We start from the raw sequence: 19,620 nt of genomic DNA on the forward strand, positions 1-19,620 counted from the left end.
CAACCCGTCGGCACGTTTCGCGATTTCGGCATTCTTCCCGGCGACTTCATGCCTCCGGCGGACTTGATCCGCCGCTTGCTGTCTCCGGGCAGGCTCGTTGGCCAATACATTGCCACTGCAATTGCTGCCGCGGTTGCAATCGGATTGATGGTTCTTTCGCTCTCCTTTTGCCGGCGCCGTCCGTCGCCCTGTTTCCGCCCTCGGGCGCCGATCAACGTCTTGTGGGGCCGATCACAGTGTCGCGCTCAAATGCGTGATCACCAACCGGATGTCGTCGTAGCTCACGGCGCCGCCCAGTTGGTCGTGCAACGGCTTCAGACGCGGCGATTCGGAGCCGGCGGCGACGGCCGCGACGCGCTGGTAAATCGCCGGATCGACCCACAGGTCGATCCGCTCCGGGCGGCGCTCGGCGATGAACTCGGCCAGATATTGCACCACGGTGCTGTGGGCGCGGCCGATGTAGGCCACCACTTCTTCGATCGTGCGTCCTTGGTTGAATAGATCGAAAGCGGCCCGCTTCACGTCGTGCGGTTTCGGTTTCGGCTCTTCGGGCAGCGCGAAGGAAGCCGCTGCCGGCACGGATGAAACGGCCGGCGGCTGGTTGGTCGATAGGCCATGTTCGCGACAATAGGCGTCGATCGTTTGCAAAACGCTTTCGCCCAAATCGCGCAAGCGCGTTACGCCAAAACCATGAATCGATCGCAACACGTCGATTTCGGTCGGGCGGATTCGGGCCAAGTCCATCAGCGTCGCATCATGCAACACGACATACGCCGGCACTCCCCGCTCGACGGCAATCCGCCGCCGCCAATCGCGCAAATGGTCGAACAATCCGCGATCGACTCCCTCCCAAGATAGCTCGGCAGCTTTCGTCTTCGCCGCGACGCGTTCTTTCGGCCGCACGAGCCGCACCGGCAGCTGGCCGCGCAGCACCTCCCATGATCGCTCGTTGAGCGCGAGCACCGGATATTCCCCTTCGCTTCGGCCCACAAGGCCCTGATCGACCAGTTGAAACACGAACGCTTGCAACTGCTTTTTCGGCAAGTCGCGGAGCAGGCCGTAGGTGCTCAGTTGATCGTGCTGAAATTTTCGGATCTGGTCGGTCTTCGCTCCTTGCAACACATCGACAATATGTTTGACACCGAATCGCTCGCCTGTTCGCGCGACGCACGACAGGATTTTTTGGGCCGTCACGGTGCCGTCTTCCAACCCCTCGACTTCGTTCAAGCAGAAGTCGCAAGCCCCGCAGTTCGGTTGGTCGTATGGCTGGCCGAAATATTCCGAGAGGACCTTGTGGCGGCAGACCGGCGAGTTGCAGAGACTTTGAATCTGCTTGATCAATCGCTTCTGGGCTGCGACCAAGGCCTCGGGATTGGGCGATTCCTCGGCCGATTTTTCTACCAGCGATTCCCAGCGCATCGCATCCGCCGCCGAATAGAGCAACACGCATTCGGCTTCGAGCCCGTCGCGGCCGGCGCGGCCCGTTTCTTGTTGATAATGTTCGACCGACTTCGGCATCGCGGCATGCAGCACGCAGCGCACGTTGCTCCGATCGATGCCCATTCCAAACGCCACCGTGGCCACGACGACGTCGAGCTGTTCCTCGGCAAACGCCTCTTGAGCGCGATGGCGCTGCTCGGGCGCCAGACCGGCATGATAGGCGGCAGCACGGATGCCGTGGCTTTGCAGCAGCGCAGCCATGCTCTCCGTTTCGCGGCGACTGATGCAATACACGATCACCGCTTCCTTCGAGTGCCGGCGAATCACATCCAGGATTTGCGCGTCGCGGTCCACCAGCGGCACGATGCGAAAGATCAGGTTCGGGCGATCGAAGCGGCCGATCAAGATGGCCGGCTCGTGCAGGCCAAGCTGGTTGACGATATCGCCCTGCACGCGCGGCGTCGCCGTCGCCGTGAAGGCGTGGAAACTGGCGGCGGAAAATCGCTTTCGCAGCACGGCCAATTGCCGATAGTCGGGCCGAAAATCGTGTCCCCAATGGCTGATGCAATGGGCCTCATCGATGGCGAACCGGCGCACGTCGAGCCGCTCGACCAATTGCATGAACCAAGGGGTGGTGACACGCTCGGGGGCGACAAACAGCAGTCGAAACTTCCCCGCCGCTACCCCGGCCTCCACCTCGCGGCGTTGGTCGGCCGACAATCCGCTATGAACGCAAGCCGCCGGATAACCGCAGGTCCGCAATCCGTCGACCTGGTCTTTCATCAACGAAATCAGCGGCGAGATGACGATATCGGTCGAGCCGTCGACTGCGGGGGGCACTTGGTAGCAAAGCGACTTGCCGCCGCCGGTGGGCATGACGACCAGCGAATCGCGGCCTGCCAGCGCCGCGGCAATGGCGTCGGCCTGCAGGGGGCGAAGCGTGTCGTAGCCCCAATAGCGCCGAACGACCTCTAAGACTCGCTCGGGTGGCGTGGAGCTGGTTGGCGGAGGCGGCATCGGGGCAAATCTGAAGCGGCGTTGGGCAGGAGTCGAGTCGGTTTGCGAATTGCAGCACAGCGGACCGGCGGTACCTCTATCCTACACGTGCCGCGAAGTCAGTTCGATCCGTGCAGCGCAAGACGCTGTGAGGCTGTGAGGACGCGCGGGCGTCCGTCGTCCCGTTTTCGTACCTCGAGCCTCACAGCCTATCCGCCTCCTTGCTTGAATTCGCCGGCGGCGGGAAGTACGATGACACGGTGCGGTGGCGGGGCCGGCCGGTCCGACGGACATGCGGCTTCGAGCAAGATGCGGGGAAATCATCCCACCGGTCATTCTTTCGTACATTCCTGCCGAATATCGCTTGTTTCCAAGGAGCTGGCTTACCATGTCGCGGAAATTTGCCTTCGTCATCCTCGGCGCGTTTTTAAGCGGCGGCGTTGCGACCAGCTTTATTGTGGGCTCGGCTACGGCCCGAGCTGATGAATCGGTGTTGGAGCAGATGCTCGGCGACGGGATGCATGCGTATTTCAGCGGCGATTATAGCGGTGCCTACAACCTCCTCTCTTCAGCCGCACGCGAAGGAAGCCGTGATCCCCGCGTCTATTATTTCCGCGGCTTGGCCGAATTACGATTGGGCCGCGAGCCCGACGCTGGAGCCGACTTCGACAAAGGGGCCACGCTCGAGGCCGCCGAAGGATCCGGACAATATTCTGTCGGCCAGTCGCTTGAACGGATTCAAGGGCCGGCACGGCACTCGATCGAGCAATTCCGCGAACATGCTCGCAATTTCGCCTTCGAGCAGGCCCGAGAACAACAGCAGCGTGCATTTGCCGGCCCTGGTTCGAACGGGCCGATGCTACTGCGGCATGAAGTGGAAATGGTGCCGTCGCCGGCTGCGGCGAATGCTTCGGCAGCCGGTCAGCCGGCCGCAGCGCCGCCCGTAGTCGCCGGCCAGGCTCCGGCGATTGCGCCGCCTGCAAGCGCACCCCCGACCGCAAGCGCGGCGAAGACGCCCGATGCGATCGATCCGTTCAGCGGTGCACCATCGGCCGCGCCTGCCGAATTGCCTGGTGGCGCTGCCGGCGCGGCGGTCATTCCCGTCGCGCCACCGGCAACGGTTCCCAACGGGACGCCCGCGGCGGCTGCCAAAGCGGCGGAAGTCGCGGCCCCCACCGTTGCAGCGCCGGCTGTTGCAGCGCCGGCTGTTGCAGCGCCGGCCGTTGCAGCGCCGATCGAAAAACCGGCGGCTGCCGATCCATTTGGCGGTGACGCGAAACCACCCGAAAAGCCGGCCACGACCGCGCCGGCCGAAAAACCTGCGGCTGCCGATCCATTTGGCGGCCCCGCCAAGCCGGCCGAAAAAGCTCCGGCAACTCCAGCCGACAAGCCTGCGGCGGATCCATTCGGCGGCCCAGCCAAACCGGCCGAAAAGGCTCCTGTAGTAACTCCCGCCGCGACCCCCGCAGTCGATCCGTTCGGCAACCCCGCGAAGCCGGCCGACACGAAACCGGCTGATGCCAAGCCAGCAACTCCCGCCACCACTCCGGCTGCGTCGGGCGCTGCGGCGCCCAAGACCAAGCCGGGTGCGATCGGCGGCATCTTCCATTCGTTCGAAAAGAGTGTCGGCGGCGACAGTGGTCCGTCAACCACCGCACCCGCTACCCCAGCCACCCCGGCCGCTCCTGCGACAGGTCTGCCTGCTGCCGGCGCGGCTCTACCACCGGCGGCAACGGCCCCGGCTCAAACAGCGCCAGCTCAAGTGCCGCCGGCGGGCGCACCTGCCGCGGGTCTCGCAGCCCCGAATCCGCTTGTGCCGCCTGCCGCCCCGAATCTGAAGCAGCCCGCAACGAGTGGCAATGCTAATCCATTCGGCAACGAACCAGCAGCAGCAGGCGCCGCGCCGGCTGCGATGCCCCCGGCCGCCGGCAATGCCAAGCCCGCCACGGGCAATCCGTTCGGCGATGATCCCACCCCGCCCGCCAAGAATGCGGCCAAACCCGGTCCCAGCGCCAAGCCCGGTTCCGACGTTAAGCCGGTCGATCCGCAAATGAAGAAGAGCGACGATCCGTTCAACAACTGATTCGGCAATCGTCGAACCAGTTGCACCAGACGGCAACCGACCGCTTTCTCGTTGGAGGTAATCCCATGACCTTCGCAGGCCAACTTGCGCATGCACTCCGTTGTGCCACCGGCTCGGGTTTTGCCGTGGCTCGATGGATGTATGCTGCAGCTTTGGTCTGCGGTTTTGCCATCGCTGCCGTTGCAGATGCGGCGCCGCCGTCGATCGGCAATCTTTCGCTTCGCGGATTGCAAACCAGCGCAACGACCACACTCGCCATCGACGGAGCCAATCTGCAGCCGCAGCCGCGGCTCTTGCTCGACGCTCCGATTGCGAAGCAAACGGTTCGCCCCGGTGCGAGCGCCGGGCATGTCGAAATTGAGGTGGCCCTCGAGGGCAGCGTGCCGGCGGGCATTTATCAGCTTCGGCTGGCGACCGATGCCGGAGTTTCCCCTCCGATCGCCATCGGGGTGGATTCGCTTCCCGAGCGGCCGATGAGCGCCTCGCCGCGGCCGGATTCAAGGGGCCTGCCGGCAGATTCGTTGCCCGTCGCGTTGTCGGGATCGCTCGCCGGAGGCGAAATCGCCAGCGACATCGTGAGGCTGAAAGCGGGTCAGCAGATCGTGGTCGAAGTCGAGGCCCGGCGGCTGGGATCCTTGCTCGATCCGGTCATGCATGTGTATGACCATCGCGGCGTGCCGCTCGCCTGGGCCGAAGGGAAAGCATCACTCGGCGGCGACGCCCGGCTGACGTTCACCGCGCCTTCCGATGGTCCATATCGCGTCGAATTGCACGATGCCGTCTACCAAGCCGGCAACCCTGGTTATTACCGCCTGAAGATCGGTGAGTGGAATTATGCGGCAATGGTGTTTCCGCCCGTCGTTCAACGCGGCACCAAGACGACGTTAGAATTCGCCGACACGAACTTGCCCGCCAACACGACAGTGGAACTGAACATGCCTGCCGATGCCGCCGACATGCCGGCGCCTTGGCCGGCGGGAAAACAAATGTCGGGCTTTCGCCCACTCGTGTTGGCAAGCGATGTGCCGGAAGCGATGCAGTTGTTGGGCCGAGCGACGAGTGCGAAGCAGAGCGACGCCACGAAGGCCGCGCTGCAGGAAATCACTGCGCCGGCAGGCATCAGCGGACGGTTCTCGCCTGCTAAAGAAGATTTATATCGCGTCAATGTCGAGCCAAACGAGCGACTGCGATTCGAAGTGCTCGCCTCACGAATCGGCTCGCCGGTGGATTGTTCGCTCTCAATCCGCGACGAGCATGGCGGCCAGATGGCGGCCAACGACGATCAGCCGGGAACGGTCGATCCGGGCCTCGATTTCACGGTGCCCGGCAACGTGCATGTCTTGGTGGTCGCATTGAAGGAAGTGGCCGGTCGCGGCGGCCCGGATTGCATCTATCACTTGGCCGTATCGCGGCTCGACCGGCCCAATTTTTCTCTGTCGCTCGATAGCGATCGCAGCGAGATTCCGCCCGGCGGGATGGGATTGATGCGGATTGCAGTTCGACGTACCGATTACAACGGCCCCATCGAAATTTCATTTCATGGGCTGCCATCGGGCATCACTGCAAAAGACACGTTGATCGACGCCGGAATCGACGAGGCGCTCGTTTCGCTGCCCGCCGACAAAGGACCGGCGACGGCGGGCATTGTAACGATCGGCGGCACGGCGACCGAGGGCGCCGCCCATCTGGTTCGCGTCGCGGAATTGCCGCCCGCGGGGGCAACGGTTTGGCAGCCGTGGCTTCGGTCGGAGTTCGCGGTTGCGCGGACCGGTGGGCCATCGATCGACGTTGCTTGGGTGGGTTCGACGGAACAACTGTTAGGAGATCCGGGCGCGACGGTTTTCAAGCCGGGCGAAAAAGTGCCACTGGCCGTGAAATTCACTCGCGGTGTTGCCGGAGGGTCGGGGCAAGCCGCGGCCAAAGGGGCCGTGCGGCTGTCGCTTGTCAGCAGTCAGCCAATGCCGGAAAAGAAAGTCCGTGTGAAGCAGAAAAACAAGAAAGACGCTCAAACAGAAGTGCCCGATCCAAAACGGGCATTGCGGTTGGACGGTTCACCGATGATTCCGGCCGCCGCGAGCGAGGCGACCGCGCAGCTTGTCGTTCCCGGCGACTTGCCCGCATCGGAATACGAATTGGCCATCCGCGCCGAACTGCTCGGCGCCGACGGCAAGAGCGTCGAGGCGACGACGTATACGCCGGTTCTGCGGATCAACGTGGCTCCGCCGGCAAAGACGGAGCCTCCGAAATCGGACAAGTCTGCGAAGCCGGCACCGCCGCCGGTGAAAGCGGATTCCGCTAAATCGGAGCCGGCAAAGAAGAAATAGCGGCCGACGTCGAAGCCGCACTCCTACAGATCGCCTTGATGCCGTGTCGCGGCCGCAGCGTTACGCACGGCCATAGCTTCACCGGATGGTCTTCGACCAACTCGAAGCGAAATCGCTGTGCGACCGTTGCCACGATCAGCACCGCTTCGAGCATCGCCAGCGGCGCGCCGATGCACAGCCGCGGCCCGCCGCCGAACGGGTAATAGGCAAACTTCGGCAACTGCCGCATGCGTTCGTCCGCCCAGCGTTCGGGGCGAAATTCTTCCGGCGCATCGAAATACTTCGGGTCGCGATGGCTCACCCATTGGCTCATCAGAAACGCCGTCCCCTTCGGGATGTCGAATCCGCCGATAACACATGGCTCCTTGGCCATCCGTCCCATCGCAAACACCGGCGGATAAAGCCGCATCGATTCCATGATGATCTGTTCGACGAACTGCAATCGCGGCACATCGGCCACCGTCGGCGTTCGTCCGCCGAGCACGTTTTGCAATTCGGCCCGCAGCCGCGATTCCACCTGGGGGTGCTTGCCCAGCAGATACCATGTCCAAGCGAGGGCCGTCGCCGTGGTTTCATGCCCGGCGGAGAGGAGCGTAATCACTTCATCGCGCAATTGCCGATCGCTCATGGCGCTGCCGTCGTCGGCGTCTTGCGACCGCATCATTCTTGACAGCAGATCGTCGCCCGCCGAGGGATTGCCGCGGCGATCGGCGATGATGCCGTAGATCAATTGGTCCAACTCGGCAATGGTTCGCTGGACGCGGCGATTCCAGGGCGTCGGCACGCGCTTGGGAATCGGCATCAGATTGCCGAGCCGGTAGACAAAATCTTCCATGAGCACGTCGATCGCTGCGCCGACGCGCTCGAAATCGGCGGTCATTTCGACATCCAACAGCGCCTTGGCAACGATCGCCAGCGTCAGCTGCATCATCTGCGCGTGCAGGTCAAACGTCTGGCCTAATCGCCATTGCGCAAGCGTTCGCTCAGTCAGGCCGACGACGATTGGGGCGTAGGCCTCGACTTGGCCTCGGTGGAATGCCGGCTGCATGAGCCGCCGCTGGCGGAGCCAAAGCGCCCCGCTGCTTGTCACGAGCCCATCGCCGAGCACGCCTTGCAGAAGCTGAAACGGCCGGCTCTTGACGAAATGCCGGTTCTCCGTAACCAACACTTGTTCGATCAATGCCGGATCGCTGATCAGCACCGGCTCGCGCGGCCCGAATTTCATGCGCACGATCGTGCCATGCTTTCGCGCGCAATCGAGAAAAAAGCCGAGTCGATCCCGCCGCAACTCGCCGACATTGCCGACAATCGGCCGGCCCTTCACTCGCGGCGGATCGAATTTGGCTGCCATTGGGCGTTCTCCAGCACCGGCGGCTAGCGCCTTGCCGCTAACGGATTTCGACGCGGAAGTGAGCGGCGAGGTGCTAGCCGCCGAATTATTGTGTTGCCGTCAGGCTTAGAAAGCCTAACCTACGCGTCATTCTATCCAATCGGCGGCGGACCGGCATTCGACTTTCGCGGCGATCAAATTTCGCGGCACCAAAGCCGGCCAGTATGCCAGCACCGGCCGCACCGCCGGCCGGCCGGCCGCGTAGCCCGCCAAGCCGGGCGGCCCGCTGGTGATGAGCGGAGCGAATTCGGCAGTGAACCGCTCGACGGCCTCGCGCCGCGGATCGCGAACGGTTAGCCGCAGCACGACTTCTCTCAGATCGGCCGGCGGCGGATGTAGCCCCGGAACACTCGCGGCGGCCCCCAAGCATTCCACGTGCGACGCTTCGAAAGTGTACCCCGCCCGGGCGACGCGGCGCAAAATCATGTCCGCGCACTGGCGAGACTTTGACACGCAGTCGTGGCCGTAGACCAATAGCTGCCCGCTGGCGGAATAACCGGCCCGATAAGCGAGCGATGCTTTGTACGTTTGCGGCGCCGGCCGGCCCGTCGCGCCGCGAACCGACACGCGGTCTGGTCCGGTTTCGGACAATTCGACCGTGGTGAAATCGACGTCCACATCGGGCGTCAAGTAATGGGCCGGGTCGCCGATCTCATAGACCAATTGCTCGGCGACGGTTTGCCGCGTGACGGCCCCGCCCGTGCCGGGCGGTTTGGTGATTGTCGCCGTGCCATCGGCCATTAGTTCGGCGATCGGATAACCGACGTTCGCCAAGTCGAGCGACTGCCAATGGCGATACAGACCGCCGGTCGCCTGCGCGCCGCATTCGATCAAGTGTCCAGCAACGCTGGCGCCGGCCAGCGCGTTCCAATCGTCCCACTTCCAACCGAACTCGAACGTGGCCGGTCCCACCGTTAGCGAAGCGTCGGCCACGCGGCCGGTGATAACTATCCGCGCCCCCGCGGCCAGCGCCTCGGCAATCGGCGTGGCCCCCAAATAAACATTCGCGCTGACAATCGCCCGTAGGTCAGGCTTTCCAGCCTGACTAGCTAACTCGGCAAGCGGACGCCCCGTATCGAGATTCTCCAAGTCGCACCCGCCGTCCTGAATTTCTTGCAACCGACCAAGAATATCATCGCCGGTCACCACACCGATCACCGCATCGACAATCCCCGCGTCCCGCAGCACTTCCGCCGCCGCTCGGGCACAAGCGATCGGATTCATTCCGCCGGCATTGGTGACGATTCGCAATTGCGGCTGAGCGACGAGCGCCGGGCAAAGACTTTTGAGCACGGTGATGAAATCGCGGGCATAACCGGCCGCCGGATCTTTCTCGCGAGCGCGAGCGAGGATCGAAAGCGTCAGCTCGGCGAGATATTCGAGCGTAAGATAATCGACCCCGCCCGCTTCGACGACCAATCGCGGCGCATCGAGATTATCGCCCAAGAAGCCGGCGCCGTTGGCGATGCGGAGCGGCGGTAGCAACATTTGTTTCCCTCTCCATAAACTCGTTCGGCTTTTATCGCCTGCATTGCTTGGTACCACGGCCAGCAGGATGCAATGTCGCGAAAATCGACCGCCGGCTGCAATTCTATGGTCTCTCCAGTACAATGTCTGTCATGCTGACACGACTATATTGCGACAACTACAAGTGTTTAGTGAACTTCGAGTTCCGGCCGGACGCGACGCAGTTGCTTATGGGCCGCAACGGAGCCGGCAAGTCCACGGTGTTCGAGGTGCTCGAACTGATTCGGGATTTTGCGGCCCGTGGCGAGCTTGTCAACAATGAAGATCCCAGCCAGATTCGGCTCGGTGGCCCGACCCGAACCCGCCGGCAAGACATCCGCGACTAACGATTTGAAATGGATGTCAAGGGTATGTCGGGTACGTACACCTACGAACTGGTCGTGGATGAAGCAGGTTACCCACAACCACTGCCACGGGTCAAGAAAGAACGTTTGTCTCTTGACGGAAAGCCACTGTACCTTTTCGAGAACGGTGTCGTCCATTTGCACAACGACCGATTCGAGGACCGGACACAGTTCGAGGTTTCCCCGAGGCGATCATTCCTGGCTGAAATTGAGTCGCGAGCTGACAACACCAAGCTGATGTGGTTCAAATTGTGGCTGGACCGGTTGCTGTCTGTGCAGGTCGATCCAAAGCGAATGAGATCGGAAGCGGAAAGAGAGGTGCTCTACCCCACGCACGACCTCTCCAACTTCGCCGAGTGGTATCGCCATCTTCGCCAAGACAGCAGCGCGGCGACTGATGAGCTACGTTCGTCGCTCCAAATGGTGATCGAAGGGTTTGATGGCTTGGACCTAAAAGGGCCCCCTAGCGGAACGCGGCTGCTTCACGTCGCCATCCGAACCGGCAGTGATGGCACCGGGAAGACGCGGTCCTATGCCTTCGATGAACTTTCTGACGGACAGCGTGCGCTGGTTGGCCTCTACACCATTTTGCACTGTGCCCTCACGGACCGTTCGACATTGTGCATTGATGAACCGGATAACTTTGTCGCCCTGCGTGAAATCCAACCGTGGTTTTCCGCCTTACTGGACCGGGCGCAAGATAACGGGTCACAGGTGTTATTGGTTTCGCATCACCCGGAACTTCTCAACCAACTTGCACCTCGCAGCGGAGTCGTAATCGAGCGGCTCGACGCCGGTCCGACGCGTGTCCGCCCGTTCGCGCCGCCGTCTGACTCGACGCTCACCCCTGCGGAGATCATGGCTCGGGGATGGGAAGATGGTTGACCGCTGGAGCAACATCGTGATTTTGGCCGAGGACCAGGAACACCAGAACTTGGTATGGCATTACCTTAAGCGATGCCCTGCAAACAGGGCTGTCCTGCTGCACCGGAAACGCAACGTGCAGTTGCCAGCCGGCCGAGGAAGTGGTTCGCAATTCGTTCGCGAGCGATTTTCCCTGGAAGTTGCGGCGTGTCGCGGCCGGCACGCGAGCGTCGTGTTGATTGTAATCACGGACGCAGATAATCTCAGCATCGGCGCGCGCGAGCAGACTTTGCACGACGAATTGGCCAAGAATTCTCAAGCTGCTATCGGGCCGGCGGAGCCCGTTGCTATTCTGGTTCCGAAGTGGCAGGTCGAAACGTGGGTGAAGTGTCTTCACGGTGAAACGGTTCGGGAGGACGACAAAGACACTGACAAACCGCCAGTGACCCCCGAGCAGGTAGAAACTGCCGCCAAAATTCTGTACGTTTGGGCGCGGCCCAACGCACAGATTCCCGCTCACTGTGTGGACTCGTTGCGATCCGCTCTGCCACGGTGGCGGAAATGCGATGCCGCGCCTCACACCTGAAACACTCCCAGCCGATATGGCTCCAGCTCCGCGTGGCGGGTGACGGTTTCTAGCGACAGGATCAGCGCGTCGCGGGTTTCGGCGGGGTCGAGAATCGCGTCAATCCAGCCGCGGGCGGCGCCGTAGCGGACGTCCATCTGGCGATGGTAGTCGCTGCCCACTCGGTCGCGTAGTTGGGCCAGCTCGCCGGCATCGACGGCGTGTCCCTCGCGCTCGAGTTTCTTGATCGTAATATCCAGCAGCGTGCCGGTGGCTTGGTCCGCTCCCATCACGGCTACTCGGGCGGTGGGCCAGGCGAAAATCAGCCGCGGGTCGAACGCTTTTCCGCACATCGCGTAATTGCCCGCACCGAACGAGCCGCCTAAAATTACGGTGATCTTCGGCACGCGACAATTGCTGATCGCGCTCACGAGCTTCGCCCCCGCTTTGATGATCCCCTCTCGTTCGCTATCGCGGCCGACCATAAAGCCGTTTACGTCTTGCAGAAAGACGATCGGCAACCAATCTTGATTGCAGTTCATCACGAACCGCGCCGCCTTTTCGGCGCTATCGACGTAGAGCACGCCGCCGAATTGCAACGGCCCCTCGGCCGGATGGATTCGATGGTGTTGGTTTGCGACAATCCCCACCGAAAATCCCCCCAGCCGCGCCGTGCCGCAAACGACCGTCTGGCCATATTCGGCCTTGTATTCGGCGAAGCTATCGGTGTCGATCAAGCAATCGATCACACTGCGGATTTCGTATTCGACCCGCGGATTGGTGCCGACGATATCGTACAAATCGCTGCCCGGCCGCTTCGGAGCCACGGCCTGCACGCGGGCAAAGGGAGCCGGCGGCTGCGGCTCGTCGGGGCGCAGGGCGGCAAGCAAATTCCGCAGTCGGGCGAGGCAGCTTGCGTCGTCCGGATCGCGGTAGTCGATCGTGCCGCTGATTTGGGCATGCATCTCGGCCCCGCCGAGCTCGTCGCTCGACACTTCCTGGCCGATCGCGCTTTTGACGAGCGCCGGCCCGGCGAGATACAGGCCCGAGCCATCGGTCATCAGCAGTTTATCGCAGAGCACCGGCAGATAGCCGCCGCCGGCGACACAATTGCCCATGATGGCGGCGATTTGGCCAATTCCGGCCGCGGAGATGATGGCGTTGTTGCGGAAGATACGGCCGAAGTCGTCTTCATCGGGAAAGACGTCTTCCTGCAACGGCAGAAACACGCCCGCCGAATCGACAAGGTAAATGAGCGGCAGCCGGTTTTGCATGGCGATTCGCTGCGCGCGGAGCACCTTTTTGGCCGTGGCCGGAAAGAAGGCGCCGGCTTTGACGGTGGCGTCGTTGGCGATGATCATGTGCCGCCGACCGGCGACGGTGCCGATCCCGGTGACGACGCCGGCCGCGGGAGCGCCGCCGTAGGCATCGTACATCTGCCAGCCGGCCCACAAGCCGAGTTCGAAGAATTGCGTGCCGGGGTCCAACAGCCGCTCGATGCGTTCTCGGGCGGTGAGGCGATGTTTGGCGTGTTGCCGCTCGATGGCGGCCCGGCCGCCGCCCAACGTGATTTCCGCCTCGGCTTCGCGAAACCGGGCGACAAGCGCCGCGAGTGTCTCGGAATCGGCGGCTTGAGGATATCGCGGCATAGGGGGGAATCGATTTGCTGGCCTTGCGACCTGAGTCGCCAGTTCGCTTCGGGCGCCACTAACCATGAATTCTTTGCAAGGAGCGACGAAAAACGCCTTTATCGTAGTAGGCACACTCCGTGTGCCGTCGGCGCTCCGCGGTGCGTTGCGCACAGTGCAGGGCGAACGGCACACGGAGTGTGCCTGCTGCTTTGGTTGCGGCCAAAGGCTGCGCAGTGAAACCCGGCAAGCTATGCCCAAGCCGATTCGCCATCTTATCGAACCTGTTGCTTAAGAACAAAGCGGACAAATGAATCGCCGGCAAGAGAACAAAGCGGCTCGGCCGCGCATATGACCTTAGAGGGGCGTTTGTGGCGATGGCCGTTATTCGCGTCTGGAATCGGCTCACATCTCGATGCTGGTCTGCATCGTCGGCATCAACGAAATGATGCCTTGCCGCCACATGCGTTGGGGGATTCGAGGCAAAAAGCCAATGCGCATTATCAAGCGCAAATAATTTGACAACAAGGAGTTGCAACTAGTCGCTGTCATAGCCACCCGCAGCACCGGCATCCAAGCTGCTTCTCGACTCCTAAGACAACGCTTCACCCAGCCCGACACTGTGAAGCGGAGCTCTTGAATCTATTAAGGAGTCGCACTTGTCCAAGTCAAAGAAGCTCCCCTCGAAGAAAGTCGCAATGAAAAAAATTCCGGTTCGTAAGAATGGCGCCTCCCTCTCTGGAATCGCTTCCGGCCGACGTTCGGGCCCCGCGACTTTCGTGAAGCCATCGGGCAAACGGTCGTCGTCGGAGCAAGTGTCCGGTGGCGACCGCCTCGGGATCGAAGAGCCGCTCGACGAACCGATCGCGCCGGCCGTCGAACACGCGGTGGAACACGACGACTTCGACGACGACCAGGATGAAGAAGGGGAAAACGAGGTCACGCTGGCCGGTTATCCCAACGCCCCGGAGCAATTCGGCGAGGAATCGTCCGATCATTCGACCGGCTTGGACGACCATATCGACGATCCCGTGCGGATGTACCTGATGCAGATGGGCGAGATTCCGCTATTGTCGCGAGCGGAGGAAATCGCTTCCGCCAAGGAAATCGAGCGCACCCGGCTTCGCTTCCGCAACACGATGCTGGCGAGCGACTATCTGCTGCAAGGGGCCGTGGCCCTGTTGCGAAAGGTCCGCGACGGCAAGCTGCGCCTCGATCGGACCATCGAAGTGTCGGTAACCAATACGGCCGAAAAGAAAAACCTGCTTCGGCGGCTCGGCCCGAACCTGACGACGATCAGCCATTTGCTGCGGCAGAACCGCAAAGACTTTTACATCGCGATCGCCAAGAGCCAGCCGATGCAAGCCCGCCACGAAGCATGGCGGCGGCTCGTTCGTCGCCGCAATAAGGCGGTGCGATTGGTCGAAGAACTCAACCTGCGCACCAACCGGCTTCAGCCGCTGTTGGACAAGATCAACGAGATTTCGCGGCGGATCGTCGTTCTACGCGATCATCTGGCCCGCGGCGACGGCGGCTCGATCGGCTCGCTCGACGATTTGCGGAAGGAGCTGCGGCAGTTGATGCGGATCACGTTGGAAAGCCCCTCGACTCTGATCCGCCGCATGCGCCACACCAACTATTGGCAGCGGAAATACGACGAAGCCAAGCGAGTGCTCTCGGCCGGCAACTTGCGACTGGTAGTCTCGATCGCCAAAAAGTATCGCAATCGCGGCCTGAGCTTCTTGGACCTGATTCAAGAGGGAAATACCGGCTTGATGCGGGCGGTAGATAAGTTCGAACATGCCCGCGGCTACAAGTTCTCCACCTATGCCACGTGGTGGATCCGCCAAGCCATCACCCGGGCCATCGCCGATCAAAGTCGAACGATTCGCTTGCCGGTGCACATGATCGACACGATGACGAAGGTGCGCAATGTTACCCGAGATCTGGTGCAGCAAACCGGGCGCGAGCCGAGCGTCGAGGAAGCCGCCGAAGCTGCGGGCCTGTCGATCGACGATGCTCGTTGCGTGATGAAAATGACCCGCCAGCTTCTTTCGCTCGACCAGCCGGTGGGGGACCACGATGACAGCTTTTTCGGCGAATTCATCGAAGACCATCGCAACGACGATCCGCTATACGATGTGAATCAGCAGTCGCTCAAAAGCCGCATCGCCGACGTTCTTTCGGAACTGAACTATCGCGAGCGGGAAATCCTACGGTTGCGATATGGCCTCGTTGATGGCTATGCCTACACGCTCGAGGAGGTGGGGCAAATCTTTTCGGTCACTCGCGAACGGGTCCGCCAGATCGAGGCCAAGGCGGTCCGCAAGCTGCAGCAGCCGTCGCGCTGCCAGGCGCTAGCGAGCTTCTTGGATTCGGCACAAGCCTTCGCTCCGTCGCCGCTCGGAGGCGCGCCGGTCGAAAATGTGCCGTTCGGCGGGACATCGGTGGGGGGCGTGTCGCTCGATGCATGTGCCAGCATGCCGCCATGCGGCGACACGAACAGCCTATAAACGGGAGCGGAAGAGACGCATCGATGGAGCGCTGCCGGGTGCCGCGGGTGCTAGCGACTTCGATTCCGAAGCTCGGCCTCTGACCCCTTATCCGGCGGCTTGCCAAGCAGTTTCGACAGCTTTACGCTTTAAGGTGGACTTTCGAGCAGGGGCCGATTTCGTGAGGGGCCGGAGGAGCAGGACCATGTCGAATAAGTGGATTTTGATCGCGATCGCTTCCGCGCTAATCGCGACCGGAGTGGGCTGCGGAGCCACCGCTCCGGCGGAGGAAAAAATCCCGGCGAAAGTTCCTGCTCCCATCCGGCCGCTTCCTCCCGCCAAACCGAAGCAACTGGCGAAGCCCGTTCCGGCGGAAACCACGCCCCTCAGTCCGCCGGCGACTACGCAGCTTACTTCCCCGATGCCCGCCCCGGCGATCGACCGGGCACTGGCCAAGAGAGTCGATCTGGAGCTAACGGCCGCTCCGCTAAGCGATTTTGTGACGGCCATTAAGGGCCAAACGGGTCTTGAAATCCACATCGCTCCAGGCGCGCTTGCCACTTCGGACGACGCCAAAGCCGGTCCGAAAACGCTGGATGCCGCCCCCGTCGAAAGGCTATTCGAGAAGCCAACCGAAAAGCCGGTAGACAAAATCCCCGAGGAAAAAAGAACAAGACCAGCGGAAAAAGCTCCTGAGGTGACGCCGGAAAAACCCGCCGACAAGGCTCCGGATGGGAAAAAGACCGAAACGGCCCCGGCCACGCCGAGCGAGCGGGCCGCCGATAAAACGCCGGAAAAGCCGGTCGAAAAAAGCAACGCCAAGGCCAGCCCGAAGCCGGCCGAGAAAACCCCCGAGAAACCCGCGGAAAAACGAACCGTCAAACCCGCCGAGAAGCCGGCGGACAAAGCCAGCGACAAGCCTGCCGATCAACCAACCGATAAGGCACAAATTCCGGCTGACAAAGATGTCAAAAGCCCTGCCAAGAACGCCGAAAACAACAATTCCGAAAAAAGCACGGAAAAGAATGCTCCCCCGGATCGCGACAGCGACGCCGACGAGGCTGCGGCCGAACCGATCGTGTCGGTCCATCTCAAGGGCGTCTCCGCGGCCAGCGCGCTGAATCTGGTGCTCCGCGATGTCGGTTTGTCGTGGTCGATCGATCATGGCGGAATCCTGATCGCCAAGCCGGACCAGCTTCCCGCCACCACGGCGGTTTACGACATTCGCCAGCTGGTCGTGGCCCATCCCGGTTTCGACAGCCACGACGACGCGGTCGAGTTGGACTACGATCCGCTGGTGAATCTGATTACCGGAGTGATCCAATGCCCCGCGTGGTCTGGTGAAGTCGACAAGATTCAGGATTGCAATCCATTCCACGGCACGTTGACAGTGCGGCAGGATCAGCCGGTGCAGCAGAAGGTGGCCGGCTTGCTGGCCGCGCTTCGCAAGGCGCGCGATCTGCCCGCCTCGAAATACAATCCGTCGACGAATCTGGGAATGAGCATTGTCGGAGCCGATGATTCGGCGGTCGAGGCGGCCTTGGACACGAACGTCATCGTTGCGTTCAACGGCGAGAAGCTCGATCCATTGGCCGACTGGATTCGCGAACATTCCGGCATTCCGGTGCACATCGATTCCGCGGTCCCGCAGTCGGTCGAAAACAAACAGACCTTTACGCTCTGCGCGGGCGGCATATCGTTGCGAACGATGCTCAAGTCGTTGCTGCCGCAAGGCAAACTAACGTTCACGGTGAGCGATGAGACCCTTGTGATCACATCCCAAGACGCGGTCGCCGATTTGCAGACGATTCGGGTCTATCCGGTCGGCGATTTGATCGGCGGCGATATCGACCGCAACGGCATCGACGACGACTACGCCCAACTGCTTGATGCGATCACGCACAATGTGCAGCCCGAAACGTGGGCCCCGCTCGATCGGCAAAAAGCGTCGGGCGCAAGCGGCAACGCTTACGCCGCATATTTGCCCGCGGCCAGAGCGGTCGTGGTCGACCAGACGAGTTCGGCGCATGAAGAAATCGCGGCGACGCTGGCAAAACTCCGCGAGGCAGTCGCATTGCAGCCGGCTCGAAAGGCAATCCCGAGCGGCGCAAAACCAGAGGCCGACAAACAGGCGAAACCCTATTTGTCGATGCGGATCTACAAGCTAAACCCCGACCTGCCCGCCGAGGACTTCGTGGCCGTCGTGCACGATTTAATCGAACCGAAGAGTTGGACGGGCGAAGCGTATTTGCACGGCGTGCCCGGAGCAATCGTGGTCAAACAAACGCCCGCGGTCCACAAACGCGTCGAGCGCTTGCTCATCGAACTGGGCGCGATTCCGGATCCGAAGAAGAACGGCACTTCGGGAACGCCAATCCTGATCGGGCGGCAGAAGCGGGCCTGAGGCTCGGCCAAAAAATAGCTTCTCCGCAGCCCGTCTCCCCTTGCGGGAGAGGGGCGGGTGAGGGGTTGGAAAACGGAAGTTATTTTTCGGCTGAGCCAAAGGGCCGACGCGCGAAACCGCAAGCGAGCTGCAATCCGCCGCTTGCTTTGAAGCTCGCTCGCGTTTTTCGCGCGTCAGAGTTTCTTGTTCGCCGAGTGCGTGTACTGATAGACGGCTTGGATCAGGTCTTGCACGTCGTTGAACTTCTTTTTCTCTGCGAGCACGGCGTCGAGCAGCCGACGTGCGTCGCTTTCGCTATGGCCCAGCGAGCGAAGCACTTCGAACGTCTCGCTGACCACGTCGCGCTTCCCCACCGTTTCAATCGGTTCTTCACGAGCCACGAGCAGCGCGAATTTCGACATCCGCCGCCGCAGCTTGGCGATGATCCGTTCGGCCATTGCCGGGCCGATGCCCGGCAGCGTTGCCAGTAGCTTCGCGTTTTGCTCCTCGATGGCCGTCGCGACTTCTCGCACCGGCCGCACCATCGCGCGCAGCGCTTTTTTCGAGCCGACGCCATCGACTTCGCAGATCAGCTCGAAGAACTCCCGCTCGACGGGGCTGAGAAAGCCGATCAGCCGTGGCGTGAGCCGGCCGTGGGCCGGATTTCCCTCGAGATATTCGATCGTGTGCAGGCTGATCTCCCGGCCGACTTCAAGCTGCAACCGCCGGCGAACGAAATCGGGAATCAACACCTCGTATTCGAACGCCCCGATCTTCAGGATCAATTCGACCTGTTCGACGCTCAGAAGTGTGCCGGTGATTTTGGTAATCAACTTAGGAAAGGGTCAGGGTGAGGGTGCGGGGTTAGCGACGACGGGCAGACGCGCGAAACCGCAAGCGAGCCGCGATTTCCAGCGGAGTGTGGCAGCCCGCTTGCGATCGCTCGCCCTAGCCCCTCGCCCTAATCCCTAGTTTCCTTCCAAGGTAGCAATGGCAGAGGGCGACGGCCAGGGCGTCGGCAACGTCGGGCGGTTCCGGCAAGTTGGCCAAGCGCAGTTCACGTTGAATCGCTTGCTGCACTTGTGATTTCGGCGCCCGGCCATTGCCGGTGAGGATCCGCTTGATCTGGGTCGCGCTGTAGGAGATTACCGGAATCCCCGCCTCGGCCGCAGCAAGGCAAATCACGCCCCGCGCATGGCCCATCAGGATCGACGTTCGCGGATGCGCGTAGTGCGAATACAACTGTTCGAGCGCCATTGCCGCCGGGCGAACCGCCGCGATCTCTTCCGCGACGCCGCGATGAATTTCCGCGAGCCGCTCGGCCAACGGTTGACTGGATGGCCCGCCGCGCACGACTCCGGCCTCGACCAACCGCAGTCCGCCGACCGCGGGTTGCAAGACACCGTAGCCGGTCGTATCCAATCCCGGATCGATCCCGAGAATGAGGCCTGGAGCAGGAACGACGGATCGCTGCGACATAAGAGACCGTTGTGCCGGCAAAACGCGCGAAACCGCAAGCGAGCCGCCATCTCAAACGGTTTGGAGCCGCGCTTGCGGTTTTCGCGCCGTAACCCCTCACCCTAT

Annotated in this window: 13 protein-coding genes; 6 read left to right on the forward strand and 7 right to left on the reverse strand. The window is 62.0% G+C overall.

Annotation, left to right across the window (positions count from 1 at the left end):
* Positions 1-231: 231 nt before the first annotated feature.
* Positions 232-2,457 carry a DNA helicase RecQ gene (gene recQ, locus VHX65_11850; protein ID HEX3999236.1) on the reverse strand — a complete coding sequence of 742 codons (2,226 nt, stop codon included), beginning with the start codon at positions 2,455-2,457 and terminating at the stop codon, positions 232-234.
* 367 nt (positions 2,458-2,824) lie between these two features.
* Between recQ and VHX65_11855 the strand changes: the two genes are divergently transcribed.
* Positions 2,825-4,519, forward strand: coding sequence for a hypothetical protein (locus tag VHX65_11855; protein ID HEX3999237.1), 1,695 nt, complete (start codon positions 2,825-2,827; stop codon positions 4,517-4,519).
* A 65-nt stretch (positions 4,520-4,584) separates the two neighbouring features.
* Positions 4,585-6,843: a hypothetical protein gene (locus VHX65_11860; protein HEX3999238.1), complete on the forward strand. Its 2,259-nt coding sequence runs from the start codon at positions 4,585-4,587 to the stop codon at positions 6,841-6,843.
* Here the strand turns inward: VHX65_11860 and VHX65_11865 are convergent.
* Positions 6,815-8,194, reverse strand: a complete 1,380-nt coding sequence (locus VHX65_11865; protein ID HEX3999239.1) for a cytochrome P450 — start codon at positions 8,192-8,194, stop codon at positions 6,815-6,817. The genes VHX65_11860 and VHX65_11865 overlap by 29 nt on opposite strands.
* A 126-nt stretch (positions 8,195-8,320) precedes the next feature.
* Entirely contained in the window at positions 8,321-9,721 is a 1,401-nt protein-coding gene (locus tag VHX65_11870) for an acyclic terpene utilization AtuA family protein (GenBank protein HEX3999240.1), read from the reverse strand.
* Between the two features lie 131 nt (positions 9,722-9,852).
* Between VHX65_11870 and VHX65_11875 the strand changes: the two genes are divergently transcribed.
* Positions 9,853-10,086 (forward strand): ATP-binding cassette domain-containing protein, encoded by a 234-nt coding sequence (locus tag VHX65_11875; protein HEX3999241.1) that lies wholly within the window; start codon positions 9,853-9,855, stop codon positions 10,084-10,086.
* Positions 10,087-10,110: 24 nt separating this feature from the next.
* On the forward strand, positions 10,111-10,989 hold the full coding sequence (locus VHX65_11880) for an ATP-binding protein (GenBank protein ID HEX3999242.1): 879 nt from the start codon (positions 10,111-10,113) through the stop codon (positions 10,987-10,989).
* Here the strand turns inward: VHX65_11880 and VHX65_11885 are convergent.
* Positions 10,961-11,488 (reverse strand): hypothetical protein, encoded by a 528-nt coding sequence (locus tag VHX65_11885; GenBank protein HEX3999243.1) that lies wholly within the window; start codon positions 11,486-11,488, stop codon positions 10,961-10,963. The two genes, VHX65_11880 and VHX65_11885, sit on opposite strands and share 29 nt — an antisense overlap.
* 56 nt (positions 11,489-11,544) lie before the next feature.
* Positions 11,545-13,182: an acyl-CoA carboxylase subunit beta gene (locus VHX65_11890; protein HEX3999244.1), complete on the reverse strand. Its 1,638-nt coding sequence runs from the start codon at positions 13,180-13,182 to the stop codon at positions 11,545-11,547.
* A gap of 638 nt (positions 13,183-13,820) precedes the next feature.
* Here VHX65_11890 and VHX65_11895 point away from each other — a divergent pair.
* Positions 13,821-15,674 carry a sigma-70 family RNA polymerase sigma factor gene (locus VHX65_11895; GenBank protein ID HEX3999245.1) on the forward strand — a complete coding sequence of 618 codons (1,854 nt, stop codon included), beginning with the start codon at positions 13,821-13,823 and terminating at the stop codon, positions 15,672-15,674.
* Between the two features lie 184 nt (positions 15,675-15,858).
* On the forward strand, positions 15,859-18,057 hold the full coding sequence (locus tag VHX65_11900; GenBank protein HEX3999246.1) for a hypothetical protein: 2,199 nt from the start codon (positions 15,859-15,861) through the stop codon (positions 18,055-18,057).
* A 173-nt stretch (positions 18,058-18,230) separates the two neighbouring features.
* Here the strand turns inward: VHX65_11900 and ruvA are convergent, their stop codons facing one another.
* Positions 18,231-18,869, reverse strand: a complete 639-nt coding sequence (ruvA, locus tag VHX65_11905) for a Holliday junction branch migration protein RuvA (protein HEX3999247.1) — start codon at positions 18,867-18,869, stop codon at positions 18,231-18,233.
* Positions 18,870-18,984: 115 nt separating this feature from the next.
* Positions 18,985-19,515: a crossover junction endodeoxyribonuclease RuvC gene (gene ruvC / locus VHX65_11910; protein HEX3999248.1), complete on the reverse strand. Its 531-nt coding sequence runs from the start codon at positions 19,513-19,515 to the stop codon at positions 18,985-18,987.
* Positions 19,516-19,620 lie beyond the last annotated feature (105 nt).

The organism is Pirellulales bacterium, assembly GCA_036267355.1.
GTDB lineage: Bacteria > Planctomycetota > Planctomycetia > Pirellulales > DATAWG01 > DATAWG01.